Source organism: Brevibacillus sp. AY1 (assembly GCF_029870785.1).
Taxonomy (GTDB): Bacteria; Bacillota; Bacilli; order Brevibacillales; family Brevibacillaceae; genus Brevibacillus; species Brevibacillus invocatus.
Genome location: NZ_JAFLPN010000022.1, coordinates 43,813 through 59,223 on the forward strand (window position 1 = coordinate 43,813; position 15,411 = coordinate 59,223).

At 50.9% G+C, this 15,411-nt stretch carries 13 protein-coding genes; 4 read left to right on the forward strand and 9 right to left on the reverse strand.

The window, feature by feature from the left end; genetic code table 11:
- The first annotated feature begins 175 nt into the window (after positions 1-175).
- The 4 genes from JZI27_RS16855 to helD all read left to right on the forward strand — a co-directional run bounded on the left by JZI27_RS16855 (position 176) and on the right by helD (position 4,778).
- The gene (locus tag JZI27_RS16855) at positions 176-550 is read left to right on the forward strand and encodes a DUF423 domain-containing protein (protein ID WP_122910586.1); all 375 of its coding nucleotides are present in this window, start codon (positions 176-178) and stop codon (positions 548-550) included.
- Between the two features lie 83 nt (positions 551-633).
- On the forward strand, positions 634-1,482 hold the full coding sequence (locus JZI27_RS16860; protein ID WP_280208373.1) for an arylamine N-acetyltransferase: 849 nt from the start codon (positions 634-636) through the stop codon (positions 1,480-1,482).
- A gap of 80 nt (positions 1,483-1,562) precedes the next feature.
- On the forward strand, positions 1,563-2,189 hold the full coding sequence (locus tag JZI27_RS16865; RefSeq protein WP_280208374.1) for a DUF6143 family protein: 627 nt from the start codon (positions 1,563-1,565) through the stop codon (positions 2,187-2,189).
- Positions 2,190-2,426: 237 nt separating this feature from the next.
- Positions 2,427-4,778: an RNA polymerase recycling motor HelD gene (gene helD / locus JZI27_RS16870; protein WP_280208375.1), complete on the forward strand. Its 2,352-nt coding sequence runs from the start codon at positions 2,427-2,429 to the stop codon at positions 4,776-4,778.
- A gap of 68 nt (positions 4,779-4,846) precedes the next feature.
- On the opposite strand, the gene JZI27_RS16875 is transcribed toward helD, so the two are convergent.
- The 9 genes from JZI27_RS16875 to JZI27_RS16915 all read right to left on the reverse strand — a co-directional run bounded on the left by JZI27_RS16875 (position 4,847) and on the right by JZI27_RS16915 (position 15,210).
- Entirely contained in the window at positions 4,847-6,094 is a 1,248-nt protein-coding gene (locus tag JZI27_RS16875; protein WP_280208376.1) for an MDR family MFS transporter, read from the reverse strand.
- Positions 6,091-7,020, reverse strand: a complete 930-nt coding sequence (locus JZI27_RS16880) for an ArsR/SmtB family transcription factor (RefSeq protein ID WP_280208378.1) — start codon at positions 7,018-7,020, stop codon at positions 6,091-6,093. The genes JZI27_RS16875 and JZI27_RS16880 overlap by 4 nt, the downstream gene beginning before the upstream one ends.
- A gap of 122 nt (positions 7,021-7,142) precedes the next feature.
- Entirely contained in the window at positions 7,143-8,933 is a 1,791-nt protein-coding gene (locus JZI27_RS16885; RefSeq protein WP_122910581.1) for a M3 family oligoendopeptidase, read from the reverse strand.
- Between the two features lie 206 nt (positions 8,934-9,139).
- Positions 9,140-10,087 carry an MBL fold metallo-hydrolase gene (locus JZI27_RS16890; RefSeq protein WP_280208379.1) on the reverse strand — a complete coding sequence of 316 codons (948 nt, stop codon included), beginning with the start codon at positions 10,085-10,087 and terminating at the stop codon, positions 9,140-9,142.
- Between the two features lie 35 nt (positions 10,088-10,122).
- Positions 10,123-10,374, reverse strand: coding sequence for a hypothetical protein (locus JZI27_RS16895; RefSeq protein WP_122910579.1), 252 nt, complete (start codon positions 10,372-10,374; stop codon positions 10,123-10,125).
- A gap of 52 nt (positions 10,375-10,426) precedes the next feature.
- A complete protein-coding gene (locus JZI27_RS16900) occupies positions 10,427-10,585 on the reverse strand; it encodes a cadherin-like beta sandwich domain-containing protein (protein ID WP_122910578.1) in 159 nt (52 codons plus the stop codon).
- Positions 10,586-11,043: 458 nt separating this feature from the next.
- Positions 11,044-11,523 (reverse strand): molybdopterin-guanine dinucleotide biosynthesis protein B, encoded by a 480-nt coding sequence (mobB, locus tag JZI27_RS16905; protein ID WP_481752822.1) that lies wholly within the window; start codon positions 11,521-11,523, stop codon positions 11,044-11,046.
- A gap of 30 nt (positions 11,524-11,553) precedes the next feature.
- Positions 11,554-12,813: a molybdopterin molybdotransferase MoeA gene (locus JZI27_RS16910; RefSeq protein ID WP_280208381.1), complete on the reverse strand. Its 1,260-nt coding sequence runs from the start codon at positions 12,811-12,813 to the stop codon at positions 11,554-11,556.
- A 48-nt stretch (positions 12,814-12,861) separates the two neighbouring features.
- Positions 12,862-15,210, reverse strand: coding sequence for an FdhF/YdeP family oxidoreductase (locus tag JZI27_RS16915; protein ID WP_280208382.1), 2,349 nt, complete (start codon positions 15,208-15,210; stop codon positions 12,862-12,864).
- Between the last annotated feature and the right edge of the window lie 201 nt (positions 15,211-15,411).

Consider the following 15,411-nt stretch of genomic DNA (forward strand, 5'->3'; position numbering starts at 1 on the left):
TTGCTTCATTATATGCCTGGCGATGAGAGAGGTTTGTACGATTGTCCGCTTACACAGTTCATGAATTTGCAATTGGGCATGAACCGTCCACATGGGGTACAATGAAAGAGGATCGACGATAGATTTACTAGCGGATGCGACCATCTGCTTTACCCAAAAAGGAGTGGACCACTTCATGAAGCTGTTTCTGATGCTTGGCAGTATCAGCGGATTTTTATCGGTGGCGCTGGGGGCATTCGGTGCTCACGCGTTAAAAGAAAAATTGGACGAATATTCACTGGGGATTTTTCATACGGGTGTTACCTACCAGACAACTCACGCATTGGCCCTGATCCTCGTTGCCCTTCTGATCAAATGGTACCCTGATTCTACGGGTCTCACCTGGGCAGGCTGGAGCTTTTTCGTCGGAACCTTGATTTTTTCGGGCAGTCTTTACACGTTGGCGATGACAGGAATCAAAGTATTGGGTGCAATTACCCCAATCGGAGGCGTCCTGTTCCTCATCGGCTGGGCACTGCTGGCTATTCATGCCTGGAGGGCAGTTTCTTAAAAAATTTAGATACACACGGATAAACGCCCATCTCAGATAACAACTTCTGCATACGGGCGTTTTTATTTTTGAGGAGGATTCTTATGCACCGTTTGCCTGATTGGGCGCTATCCTACCTGCAGCGCTTGCGACTGGAGCAAAAATCACCCGATCTTTCGTTTCTCAGTGAGCTTTCCCGCGCACACATGCAAATTTTCCCCTACGAAAATGTGAGCAAGCTGCACTTCTCGCAAGGAACGAACCGAAAGCTCGTCCCCTCGCCCGAAGAATACATAGCCAATGCCATTCGCTATGACTACGGCGGCACATGCTTCGCCAACAACGGATCTCTCTTGGCCCTGCTGCATGCCTTGGGCTATCAGGGACATCTCGTTCCTTTGTCCGACACGCATACGGCTATTCTCGTGAGAGGGCTGCTGGACCATGATGAGCCTGTCTACGTCGATATGGGCGCCGCCGCTCCAATCTTTGAACCGGTCAGATTCCTCACTGATTCTGAACAGAAAGCATCCCGCTTTGGGATCGACTCTGTGCGGATCGTTCCGGATGCCGTGCAGCCAAACCGCTTCCGCTTCAAGCGCATGAGGCGCGGAGAACTGGTGAGCGAAAAGTGGAATTTTGACCCCAGTGAAGCGAGAGAATTGCACGATTTATCCGAATCGATTGAACGTACATACCAGCCAACGGCCACATTCAAGGGCTGTCTGCGCATCCAGCTCTTCCAATTGGAGCGCAAACGCGGCATCTCCTTGTTGAATAACTCTCTGTATATCATGAACGAAGAAGGCGACGAACAAAAAACGCTCTTGCGCAGCATGGATGAATTGGAGGCAGTTGTTTCTGAGGAATTCGAACTACCTCGCATGCCCGTCCGGGAAGCGGTCGGCATATTGCTGCAATTTGGAGTAGACGTGTTTGCCCCAGAACCTTAAGAATACCTCTTCCTCATTCACAACGACAGGACATTTGCCATATGCTGTAGAGTTATTACCCCACTGAAGGAGAGAAACATATGGCAAAGTCCTCCTACTCGCAACCCTCCTATTATTTCGGAATGCCAGATATGTACATGCAGATGGGGTATTACCCCTTTCCTACACCATCCGCTCCTGAACAGACGCCGAATCAAGTGATGATTCCCTATGCCATGTCCATGTCTTCACATTGCAGATATTTTTTGGGCCAGACAGAAAAAATCGATATCAGCGAAGGCGCCCAGGGCTTTGGAGCTTTGGTCAATCCGCTTCGCTCCGGCGTGCAGCTCTACGTGAATGACTGGTACGTCAGCAACTTTTCTACCCAAGCGGTGGAAATGAATATCTGGTTCGGCCCTGCTCGTTCCGTAGTCGGTGCAAAAGCCTCTAACCAGATTACTCCGGGTTTTGTGCAGCTTTCTCCTTGCCCTGCTCCACACGGACAACTCCTCTTCTCTTCCGCTGATTCCGCCCGGCCCTCCAACGGTTCGATAGCTTCTACGCGAATTCTCCCTCCGATGACGACGATTGGTGCCGAGAAAAACGGGCATTGGATTCTATCACCCGGCACTGCGATGATGGTGCATGTTCCCGCTCAGACTGAACGAGAATCTGCTGAAATGGTGTTCGCGATCGGTTGGTGGGAGCAGCCTGTATTCGGTTGACCTTGATCATCGGTTCCCAAATAAAAAAGGAGTGCATCTAGCACTCCATCATGTTTTTTATCAAAATTATGCAACCACGTTGAAAAGCCAATTATCCTATGCTAAGATGGTAATTGGTGTTTGTGATTAAAAACGAGTATTTAATTATCTCACTTTACTATTTTATCATATCACATTCACATTCGGTTGTCAACGACCTTGCAAAAACAAATCTGGATACAAAAAAGGAGCGGTACAATGAGCGTGACTGACCAAGACAAGCGCGAAGAAGTGGAGCGCGTTTCACAGGTCATAGCAGTGATCAACAATCGAATAGACGCACTGGCCCAGCAAGTGAGCGAGGTGAGCACGGACATTGTCGGCATCCGCAAACACTTCTGGGATGATGTGACAGTCAACTTCGAAGACGTGACAGAAGCAGCGGAAACCTATGCCAGCATCAAACAGCAAGCAGAGGTTCTTTCCGAGCGGGAGCGCTCCCACCGACATGCCCTGAAGCAGTTGAAGACGATGAAACGCCTCGTGCAAACCCCTTACTTTGGGCGAATCGATTTCGTAGAGGCAGGCGAAGACTCGGCTGAATCCATCTATTTGGGAATTGCCTCCTTATTGGATGAAAAGGATGAGCACTTTCTCATTTACGACTGGCGTGCGCCGATCTCCTGTCTGTACTACGATTATCCGCCAGGACCCGCCCAGTACGAGACACCAAGCGGCTCCATTGCGGGGGAAATCACGTGCAAACGCCAATACATGATCCGCGATGGCCAATTACTCCACCTCTTTGATACAAGTGTGACGATTGGGGATGAGCTGCTGCAGGAGGTCCTGGGCAAACAAGCTGACACCCAGATGAAAAGTATCGTCGCCACGATCCAGAAAGACCAGAACCAGATCATCCGCAATGAAAAAAGCAAGCTAGTCATCGTCTCCGGTGCAGCTGGCAGCGGCAAAACCTCCGCAGCCATGCAGCGCATCGCTTACCTGCTGTACCGCTATCGCAAAACCCTTCAGGCGGAGCAGGTTGTCCTGTTTTCGCCCAACTCTCTTTTTAACAGCTATGTCTCTACCGTGCTCCCGGAGTTAGGCGAGGAAAACATGCAGCAAACCACCTTTCAGGAATATACCGAGCATCGGCTGGGCGCTTATTTTGATTTGGAGCATCCGCTGGAGCAGATGGAATACGTCCTGTGTGCCATGCAGGAGCCTGAGTACAACGCGAGGCTGGAAGGCATCCGCTTCAAGTCTTCAGCGCTATTCATGCAGGTCATCGATCATTATGTCGAAAGCCTCAAGCGATCCGGGCTGCACTTTCACGACCTTACTTTTCTCGACCGTACGCTGATCCCGTCGGACCAAATCCACGACTATTTCTACTCGCTGGATCCATCACTTCCGATCCCTAATCGGATGAGCCTAGTCGCCAGATGGCTGCTTGCGGAATTGAAAAGGCTCGAACGCACAGAACGTAACAAGCCTTGGGTGGATGATGAACTGGAGCTTTTGGACAAAGAGGATTTCGTCAAAGCCTACCAGTCCTTGCGCCGAAAAAATCAATATCGCGACGACTCCTTCGACGATTTCGACCGTGAACGTGATCTGCTGGCAGCACGAATCGTGACTCGCCTGTTTAAACCACTTCGCGCCGAGATCCAAGAGCTCGGTTTTATCGACTCACAGGCTGTCTATCGTCAGCTGTTCAGCCAGCCTGAGCTCCTCTCGTCCTTTTTGCCCGCTGCGGATTGCCCTGAAGACTGGACTACCATCTGCGCTCATACTTTAGAGCGGCTCGACCAAAAACAGTTAGCTTACGAGGATATTCCAGCGTTTCTTTACTTAAAGGAGCGGCTGGAAGGCTTCCAAACAAACACCCTCGTTCGCCATGTCTTTATCGATGAAGCTCAGGATTACTCACCGTTCCAATTTGCTCTGATTCAGCGCCTCTTCCCGCGGGCCAAGATGACCGTACTGGGAGACTGGAATCAGGCTATTTACGCGCATGCCTACGACAGCAGCAGCTTTGAGGGCGTATCCTCCCTCTACGAGCCTGAACAGACCGAGATGTTTTTGCTGACCAAAAGCTATCGATCTACGCGGCCAATCGTCTTGTTTACCAGACAGCTGATCGCTGGTGGAGAACAGATTGAGCCCTTCCATCGAGACGGCCTTGTGCCAAGTATTACCTCGGCTGCCCATGAAGCAGCGCGAATAGACATGATTCACTCACGCATCCTGGAAATGCAAAAGAACGGTCATCAGACCATCGCCATTATTACCAAGACAGCGGCTGAAGCTGAAAAAGCCTATCAGCAACTGCACGAGCTCATTACGCTCCGCTTGATCAGCAGTCATACGATTTCGTTTGATACAGGCGTTCTGATCATCCCCTCCTACCTGGCCAAAGGAGTAGAATTTGACGCCGTCGTCATCTATGATGCGTCTCGCGCACAATACCAGCATGAGCGGGAGCGAAAGCTGTTTTACACAGCCTGCACGCGGGCCATGCACGAGTTGCATCTGTTCTACATCGGGGAGATCAGCCCGTTTCTTCTGGACATATCTCCTGACAGCTACGTTTGGAATCACTAATCAATTATTCAAAAAGGGGAGCAACAGCGAAAACTCACGCTGTACTCCCCTCTTTCTATAGGGCTGGACTATCCCGCACGATCCATCTGTTGGCTTTGCAGCTTTTGCCGTTTGAGATGCACATTTTTACCAATCCAGTAAAAGATCAGACTGAACACGGCCAGAAAAGCCATGAACAAAAACATGGTCGGCCCTCCGTACGCAAACAGGATCATCCCGCCTACCCACGGTCCGAGAAAGCTGCCTAATTCACTGATGCTCTGCGCTCCATAATACGTACCGCGCATCCTCGGAGGAGTGATCTGGTCAATCTGGGCATACTCGGCAGGAAGAATCAGGATCTCACCCAGCGTAAACACGACCATCGCGGTCACGAATCCACTCCATCCTGATGAAAAAGCAAAGCCCACCTCGCCTGCTGCCATCAGCACTGCCCCCACTACGATGCGTGAGAAAAGCGTATAGCGCTCCACAAAACGCGTCATCGGAATCTGCAGCAGCAAGACTGTCAGCCCGTTGACGCTCATCATCACCCCAAACAAGGCCACACCCTCTGCGATATCGCTGCGCAAATACTGGGACAAGGTAACCGACATCTGCCCGTGTACGGTCACCAGCAAAATACCGCCGATGACGAAAGCGAGCAGCGCAGTATCTCGACTGAGAACCTGCCACATCTGTTTGAGCCCTGGCTTCTCCTCCGCCTCGACCGAGGTCTGGGCTGATTCTTCGTCACCCACCCCGTACCTGCGACAAGCCACGCTCAATGCGATGGCAAAGACAACATAAGAGAATCCTGTCAACCAAAAGGTAATTCCACTTCCTGCAATCCCCAGAAAAGCTCCCACTATCGGTCCGATGGTTACCCCCAGATTGATCGCCATATACCGATTGGAAAAAACGCGAAATCGCTTATCCTCCGGTGTCAAATCCCCCATCATTGCCTTGGAAACTGTACTGAAGAAGGAGCCTGCCAAGCCTTTCAGCAGACTGATCAGCAGCAAGGCTATTGGGTGCGAGACCAGTACAAAGGCAATGAACGAAACAGCCATAGCCAGCATCGACAGAATCATCAGCTTCCGTCTGCCGAACAGATCGGATAGAACCCCTCCCAGGAAGCCGCCAAATGTCCCTGCCAGCGGCCCAGAACCGGCGATGATGCCAATCGCAGCGGGACCAAGATTTGTCGTTTCACTCAAATAAATAGCCAGGAAGGGCAGGGTCATCATTTGAGTTAGCATGACAAAAACGGTTCCCCCCATCAATAGATGGACAACGGGATGATAAGCCTGCCATGCTTCTTTTATTTTGTTCATCTGGTGTTTCCTCCTATTGCGAGGAAGGTGCGCAGAAGTTGCGGCAACTGTTCCACGAATGATTCTCGCAGGCTGTAATACGAAGCATTCATATTGCCTGTATAATGCGCACGAATAAGACCTGAACGTCGCAATGCCGATACATGATGATGCACCGTGCTTTTTGCAAGCGAAACCTGCTTTTGCAAATCCCCCAATGTGCAGGGCCGTTCTGCCAGACACCGTAAAATGTGCAGTCGTTTTTCATCCGCAAGACATTGGGTTATCGGCAGCAGCTCCATGAGGGGATCTGCATGCTCCCGCGCTGCGTCTGCTACCGGATACAGACAGGTAGCCAAACCGCGGTAGAAGTCGAGGACGGAGGATTGGGCAGAGTGATATTGCGGAACCAATACGACATGCTGCAATTCCTCTGTCGGTTCAATCCAGATTCCCTTCGTCGCATGATCGATCAACGCTATCGGCTCCATCTTATTGGCCAAATGCGCCAGCTCTCTGGCACTCCTCTCCAGATTGCCCAAAATACGAGGCTCCAGCTTGGAGAAGTAATGTTCATTCCAGCGCCGAAGCAAAGACAAACTGCGGTCGCGAATCTCCCCGAGATTCAAGGGAATCGTCTCGACCCAAGGTGCCAAGCGCTCGTAAATCTCTCCTGGCGGAATGCGTTCCAGCCAATCGAGGAAATCCTCTACTCCCGCTTTGGCTGGCGACTGAGCGACTAACAGAACGATCCGATGGAGCACCTCCCAGCGTTCGTCCGCCAGTTCTTGGGCAAAATCCGGGGGCAGCATTCGTGCAGTTTCTTCCTTCCAGCCCAGCCCCATCGGCAGATTCTTACGCTCCTTTTCATAAATGAAAGCATACAGACTGATCACACATTCATACGCGGCAGACCATTCGATTTTTATAGAATACATTTTATTCATTCGATCACCATCGAACACTTATTTTTTTCCAGTTTATCACATCTCATCTCATTCTGTATAGAAAAAAAGAAAAAGAGCCTGACAGCACATGCCGCAGGCTCCAGAAAATCTATCCTCATTCGTTATTTTTCTTCAGTCAGGCTCAAGAATTCATCGATATCGGCTACCGCCAGGTCCACCGCTGACTGCCAGAATTCCACAGTCGTCATGTCTTCGCCCATATGCTTCTGTGCCAAGTCCTCAACCCGCATCCGTCCTGTATCCTGCAGCAGAGCGTCGTACTTGGCCGCGAAGCTCTCACCTTCCTGCAATGCACGCGCATAGACACTCATGCTGAACAGATAGCCAAACGTGTACGGGAAGTTGTAGAACGGATACCCGGTAATGTAGAAATGCAGCTTGGAAGCCCAGAAATGCGGCTCGTAATCAGCCAGTGCATCGTCGTATGCTTCCTTTTGCGCATCCAGCATCAGCTGATCCAGTTCGGCTGCACGCACCAGGCCCTGTTTTCGCTTCTCATAGAAGTTTTTCTCGAACAGGAAACGCGCTTGAATGTTCATGAAGAAGGCGATCACGGATTGCAGCTTATCTTCCAAAAGCACCAGTCTTTCTTCGTCACTGGCTGCATTTTTTACCGCTGCATCGGCCAGAATCATCTCAGCAAACGTCGATGCCGTCTCAGCCACATTCATTGCGTAGTTTTGCGTGAGCGCTGGCAGATGCCACATTACCTGCTGGTGGTAAGCATGTCCCAGCTCATGAGCAAGCGTCGATACATTGCTGGCATTCCCTGCATACGTCATGAAAATGCGGGATTGCTGGCTGACCGGAAAACTGGTGCAAAATCCGCCCGGTCTTTTCCCAGGGCGATCCTCTGCCTCAATCCACGCCTCATCAAAAGCTCTTTGGGCGAATTGGGCCATATTCGGATTAAAGCGCCCGAAGTGCTCCACGATCATGGCTGCCGCTTCGTCATACGAAACCTTTTTGGTTTGAGAACCTACCGGAGCGCCTACATCCGCCCAGCCCAGCTTTTCTACTCCAAGCAGCTTTGCTTTACGATTCAGATAAGCGACTAGCTTATCTTTGCGATTGTTGATCGCCTGCCACATCGCATCCAAGGTCTTCTCCTGCATGCGGCCAATCTCCAGCGGCTCGCGCAGGATGGAATCCCAGCCACGATGGCGATAGAGCGCCAGACGAAAACCGCCGAGGTGGTTGAGCGCCATTGCACACAGCTCTGTTTCCTTGCCCCAGGCTTCCTGCCATTTGGCAAATACATGCTCGCGTACTTTGCGATCCGGATGCGACATCAGATTGGCCGCTTGGCCGACTGACAAGTGCTTCGTCTCGCCATCCAGCTCTACTTCGATGCTGATACGTCCAACGATCGTGTTGTACAGATCTCCCCAAGCGTGATAGCCGTCAACAGCTAGGTCACTGGCGAGTACCTCCTGCTCTGCGGGCAGTTTTTCCTTTGCTCTGCGGCGCCGTTCCTGGAGAGAAAAAGCGATTGGCTGGAGTTCTTCTTCAGTCAGCAATGCACTCCAGTTCTCTTCGTCTATGGCAAGCAAATGCAGCTCCCAACTGCTAAGAGCTGCAGAATACGAGGCCGAAATGGTTTTCACTCGACCATTCAATTGTTTGGCTGATTCGTCTTTCACATTTTGCGCGGTCAGGCAAGAGATGAATGCACCAGCCTGCTTAATCCGAACAGCCAAACTCTGCACCAGCGAAACGACATGCAGGAATGTCTCTTTGTTCTCCAAATGGAGATCTGCTTGTGCTACCTGTGCCTGTAGAGCAGCGATATCTGTTTCCAGCAAACGAAGAAAGGAGGCAAACTCCTCTGATTCACTTCCTCCTGGAAAGATCACATCCAAATCCCATCGTTGCGGCAATTGATTTTCCATTTCCTTCACCTCAGATCCACATTCTTTCCTTTAAACTTTCCTACACGATAAAATAATTTCTTTACAAATCTACGTAATCCTGCCTGTCTAGTATGCGAAATGTTTGTGCAGATGAACCTGCATCGAGAAGCGTTGTTAATGGTGGTTTTTTTGGGTACTGAAAAAATGACCCCCGATGCATGGCATTCAGGAGTCCTTTCATTCGCCTATTCAACTAAGGGCAGGATCACAGTGTCCCCTATTTCTTTCGTCAGAATTCTGCCTTGTTGTGTATCTGCAGCAGCCAGCAGCCGTTGAATCGGCTCTTCCACCGGTTCTCTGGACAACACAAACGTATCCCAGTGAATCGGCACCATCCACCGTCCGCCACTCTCCAAAAACATCTGCCATGCCTGCTCCGGTGTACAATGTGCCTGCTGATAGGAATCAGGCTTGTAAGCGCCGATCGGCATAAAGACGAGATCAATACTGCCATGCTTTTGAGGGAGATCTCTCATGGAGAGATAGGCTGTATCTCCTGGGTATAGAATGCTTACCCCGTTCTTTTCAATCAAATAGCCTTGATAGCCGTAATTTGTATTCCAAGGGTAGCGATTGCCCCAATGTCGGACCGGAATCGCCGTAATCGTTAGACCTTGTGAGGTTTGTACGCGGTGACCAGGCTCCATTTCCTCTATATTGCCAAATTTCATTCGTTTGATCAGCCTGCTGGTGTTCTTCGCTGTAATGACATACGTCTTCGGATCAGCCAGCTGCCTCAGAGTCGGCAAATCGATGTGGTCCATATGTGCATGCGAAAGCAAGATCAGGTCAATGTTGCCTATCTCCTCACGCGTTAATGCAGGAGGTGTAAACCTTTTTGGCCCAATGCGTCCAAGGCCCGGTACGCGTACTCCCAATCCCTCACTCAATACGGGATCCGTTATGATTTTCACACCATACAGATGAAGAAGAATCGTCGAATGGCCGATCCAGGTAAATGTCACTTCATCCTCTCGCCATTCAGACGGTCTAGGCTTGTGATCCAGCTCTCGGAAAGTCGCTTTAGGCAATTGCGACATGTGAAACCAGTAGCCATATAGCAAAAATCCGATCAGTCCAAGAAAAAGGACTGCAACAATGGCACCAATCCAGGCAAATAAAGTAAATAGCATGCAGCAGCTCCTTTACCAGTACCGAAGTTTCTTCATTATAACAAACGACCTTGTGTAAAGCACAAGAGCATACGGTGGAAACTTGCACTTTCAAAAGAAAAGGGCATATTTGATTTTTCCGTAATGGTGAATACAATTCGTTTTTGAAGCTGGATCAGTTCTGCAGAATCCCCCAGCTTTTGCTGCATGTTTTGGACCAGGGCCAAAAACTGGTCAAGTTGCTTTTGATCCAGCTTGTCGATGGTACGGCCACGTTCGATTTCAAAGACAGCTGTTTGCTCCAGCAATCCTTGGACTTTAATCGTATAGGTTTGTACCGTCCCATCCTGTGCGGTTACCTCACGTAATCGTAATGGTATACGTTTTGGTCGTACCGTCTTGCGCTGTGACGATGACCGGGATCGAATTCGCCCCTACGTTCAGCTGTACTTCTCGGGCTGTGCCGCTCGTCGCAGCAGCACCGTTCACTACAGCCGTCTGGAGAAGTGTACAGGGCACCCCTTTCCCCTACTGTGATGAAGGAATTCTTCCCATAGGTAATACCCATGTAACGAACACTCTGATCCAAATACCAGCTAACGCCAGACATATCTTCTGGATTACTGCCGTACGCACGCCAGCCTTTTTCTCCAACAGCAACGATCTTGTCTAGGTCTGGATTGTACGTGATAGCATGAAACTTCTCCTGCAATCGCCCCATTCTCGAGCTTAAAAGAATAGACGGCATTTGGTTGAAAAGGCAGGGGCATGGGGCTCCAGTTTCGAACTGTTTCAATTCTTCCACATCCTCACCCTAAAAAGTCACTATCTGAATGAGTATAAGGAATCGAAGGAATATCCGAAACTACCGAAAGTTAACCGATTATTTTCAAAGGTTAATCTGCTGCTTGCAAGCTTCCTGCAAACAAAAAAACAGTTCGATAAGGAATATCTCCCTAGTCGGAACTGCTTTTTCGTTACTTGTTTCTTTTATTAAATAGAAAGCTCGCAATCTCGCTTGCATCATCGATCGAATAATGCGGGAAATCCCCGTACCGCCCATCCTGCCAACAGACAATTCCCTCCACATGGGTTAGCCTTCTCACAAGCTCTTGATCCTCGTTCTTCCGTATAAGAACCAGCTTGGGATATGCTTCTTGCTTGAAGCCTTCCACCAGAACCAAATCGGCTCCCGCCTGCCCCATCCGTTCGATCAAAACAGCCAGCGGAAGAGGACGTTGCTCGATCATGGCTGTCTTGGTCTGCGAGGTGATCGCGACCAGGGATGCACCTGCCTCCCGATAGCGCCAGGTATCCTTGCCAGGCTGGTCGATCTCAAAATCGTGTCCTCCGTCATGCTTGATGACCCCAACACGCAATCCCTTTTGTTCCAACAGCGGAATGAGCTTGGTTAAAAGGGTCGTCTTTCCGCTGTTGGAGTACCCTACCAGCTGCATGACTATAGGTTGGTTGTAATTTGACACCGCCTACACCTCTTCTCGCCAGCTCGGTGCAGCGTGGACGATCACTTCCACCAGCTCTCCGGCCTGCTTGCCTTTGCCGCCAGCGGGTATGACGATCAGACACTCGCTGTTTTTGAGCGTCCCCAAATTCCCTGCCTTGTCATTGAAATCAGGCTGAGCCAGTAAAAGTCCGTCTTTTGTGGCTAATCTGCCTCTCAGGTAACGCGGATAAGGACAAGGTTTTTCATAGGAAATCCCCAGCTTAGCCTTGATCGAGCGATGTGATACAATCGGTTGGCCACCTTGACGCTGCAAAGCAGGACGGGCAAACAGCTCAAAGCCGACGAAGCAAGCTCCCGGATTTCCCGATAAGGCAAGTACGGGTTTGCCTGATAACAAGAGGCTCGTCGTCGGGCTTCCCGGGCGCATGGCGATTCGGTTGAACAAAAGCTCTACGTCAGGGTCATCGACCAGGGAAGCGATAACGTCATAATCGCCTACCGATACACCGCCGCTGCTCACCAGCATATCGACCTCTTGGATATAAGCTGTCAGCTTTTCTTTTGCCCCTGCCAAATCGTCCGGCAGTACCGGATATTGTACGGGGATTCCCCCCGCCTCCGCGATCAGCGCAGACAGCATGGTCGTATTGCTGTTGCGGATTTTACCCGGTGTGAGTGGTTCCTCGATTCCGACCAGCTCGATTCCTGTAGAAAGTAGTCCCACACGAGGCTTGCGGATGACACTGACCTGCGTATAGCCAAACGTCGCCAAAATCGCCAATGTTCCCGCATTGATCCGCTCCCCTGCTTTGGCCACCACCGATCCCATCGCGATTTCTTCTCCGCGCCGGGAAATATTTTCACCGACTCGCATTCCACGTTTGACGCCTACGACCTCCGAGATCTCACCCGGATTTTCGGTTTGCTCAAACATAATGACCGCGTCAGCGCCAGCAGGCATCATCGCTCCTGTCATAATTCGTGTGGCACATCCCGCTTCTAGAGGGATTATCGGTACCTTTCCCGCAGCGACTGTCTCCACGACTCGCAGACGAACCGGTTGTTCTACTGTAGCATGAACAGTGTCCGCGGCTCTCACGGCAAATCCGTCCAGTGGCGAGCGGTCAAAGGGCGGCATATCGCAAGTGGCAACGATGTCATGAGCCAAAATCCTTCCATACGCCTCTTTGATCTGTACCTGCTCCTCATCCAGCGTTGTCAGCTTCTCCAATAAAGCTTGCAACGCTTCCTCCACCGTCTTCATTTGTCGCGAAAAACGCATTTCTGTTCCTCCTTCTGTCTTCTCACCAGGTCGCCTATTCATCCGTAATCAGCCCACGCTCACATCGAGATCTTCTATCCGTTTTTCTACATAATTAAGATCCTTGTTCGCGTTAAACGAATCAGCCTTCTCGACTTTGACTGCCGTGTTGTACTCCGGAATACCTGCGTACATCTCGTATACGCCCTTTGGGATCAATACGTTCCCCTCCGGCCAGTAGACCTGGATATTCCCACGCTTGGTTGCTTCGTATTTGGCCCGCCCCTGGAACGTGCCATGCCTGTTGTACACGACGACATTTTCACCCTCGGCAATCCGCAATTCCTTGGCATCGTCCGGATGGATCAGAACATCGTAGCGATCTGCATTGTTGAACGGATCGGTACTGCTGTACACCATCGAGTTGAACTGCTTGCCTCGACGCGTCGTGACATAGAAATGCCCTTCAGGCTTCGTCAGATCAGGCACCTCAATCGCAAGCAAATTGGCTCGCCCATCGGCTGTAGGACACACGCCGTCTTCACACAGCCAGGCACCGCCCCATTGGAAGACGTCTCCCCTGTTCTTCAAATGCTGTATTCCATCGTAGTTTGGATTTGCCTTCGCAATCTCATCACGAATCTCTTGCGCCGAAGAAAAGTGCATCAAATGCTTTTTCTCAGGATTGACGCGTGCAGCCAAATCTACGTAGATTTGCCACTCCGCCCGTGCCTCCTCAATGCGTGGGCCTTCGATTTCTGCGCTGAAGTAGACCATTCGCTCTGTACTGGTGGAGGTTCCTCCTCCCGGTTGCTCGTAGCGAGTCATCGCCGGCAGGATAATCACCTCTTCCTTGGCATCAACCAGCGTGGAGGTATTGAGAATAATATCCTGATGCACCCGAAGCTCCACACTCTCCAGACATTTCTTCATAAAATCCGGGTTTGGCATCGTCTCCAAAAAGTTGCCGCCACTGGTATAAAACACCCTGGTTTTGCGTTCATGTCCTTCAGGCAAGAGAGCGTTTTCAATACTAATCCCGACGATATCTCCCTGCCATTTGGGGATCTGAAAGCCCCACAGCTTTTCTATTCTCGTCCAGCTTTTTTCTTCAAAATCACCGCCTGGCAGGCTGAATGGGTCAGCTCCCATTTCACCAGAGCCCTGAACGCCTGAGTGTCCGCGAATCGGCATCACACCGCAATTCTTTCTGCCCAGGTACCCGCGCAGGACCGCCAGATTCGCCACTTGCGAAATATTGTCCGTCCCAAATCGATGCTGGGTCAAACCCATGCTCCAGACGAACACACCCGATTTGGCCTTTGCCAGCAGCACGGCAAATTCTTTCATCCGTTCGCGCGTGAGCCCTGATGACGCTTCGAGCTTCTCCCACTCCTGAATCATGGCATGCTTTTTCAACTCCGCCATCCCATTGGCATGCTGCTTCACAAATGCATGATCAATCGCAGATCCGGGCTGAGCTTCCTCCATTTCAAACCAATGCTTCATGACTCCGTTCATAAAGGCGATATCCCCGCCGATGTTCACCTGATAAAAATCATCGACGATTTTGGTTCCAAACAGCGCACTGTCCGCTACAGACGGAATCCAGTACTTTTCCATCGCAGGCTCTTTGTAAGGGTTGATCAAAATGATCTTGGTTCCGGCTTTCTTGGCTGCGTACATGTATTTGGTGGAAACCGGCTGATTGTTGGCAGGCACAGAGCCCCAGAAGACGAGCACATCCGTGCCGATCCAGTCCTGGTAGTTGCAGCTGGAGGCGCCTATGCCCAGTGATCGTTTCAGCGCAGTCTTGCTCGGCGAGTGGCAAATGCGAGAGGCGTTATCGATGTTGTTGGTGCCGAGAAAACGAGCCATTTTGGCTGCGGTGTAATACACTTCGTTCGTGATTCCACGCGATGTCAGAAAGAATGCGAGCTGTTTGGGGCTAATGCCCTTGATTTTTTTGGCGATCCGATCCAGTGCCTCATTCCAGCTGATCCGACTGAATTTGTTTTCTCCCGGTTTGCGCAACATCGGATACGGAATACGGCCCAATTGTCGCAGCTCAACGCTGGACATTTTTTGCAAGGCACTGACGTCCTCAAACCACTTGGGCTCAATAGCCGGCATCGTGTTGAGGCGCAGCACATTGAGCCGCGTCGTACACAAATGGGGGCCTGTCAGAGTCTGATCGTATAGACCGGATACTCCGAGAGCGCATCCGTCGCAAACACCTTGGGTCAAAATCCGGTACGCGTAGCCGAGATTATCTCGATTTTCGTACACGACCTTCATCGTATCGCGAATGTGATGGGGTTTGATCTTGCCGAGTCCCATCGGCATCAATGACGCCCACAGGCTCGGCTGCCAAGAAGTATCCAGCTTGATCGGACCCTCATGTTTCGTTTTTCCCATAGCTCATACGCTCCTCGCGCTAGATTTGCCTACTCCACCTTTTCTTTCACGCTGAACTAGAAAAAACCACCATGAAACCGTCCCCCTCCCCCAGGATAAGAGCGTGTTCACGGTGGTTGTCTACGGCAGGTTCGCTACCTAGTCTCAACGTCGTGTCTGTGTTTTGCGAAGCCCGTTATCTAACCGGTGAACAGGGCCGCT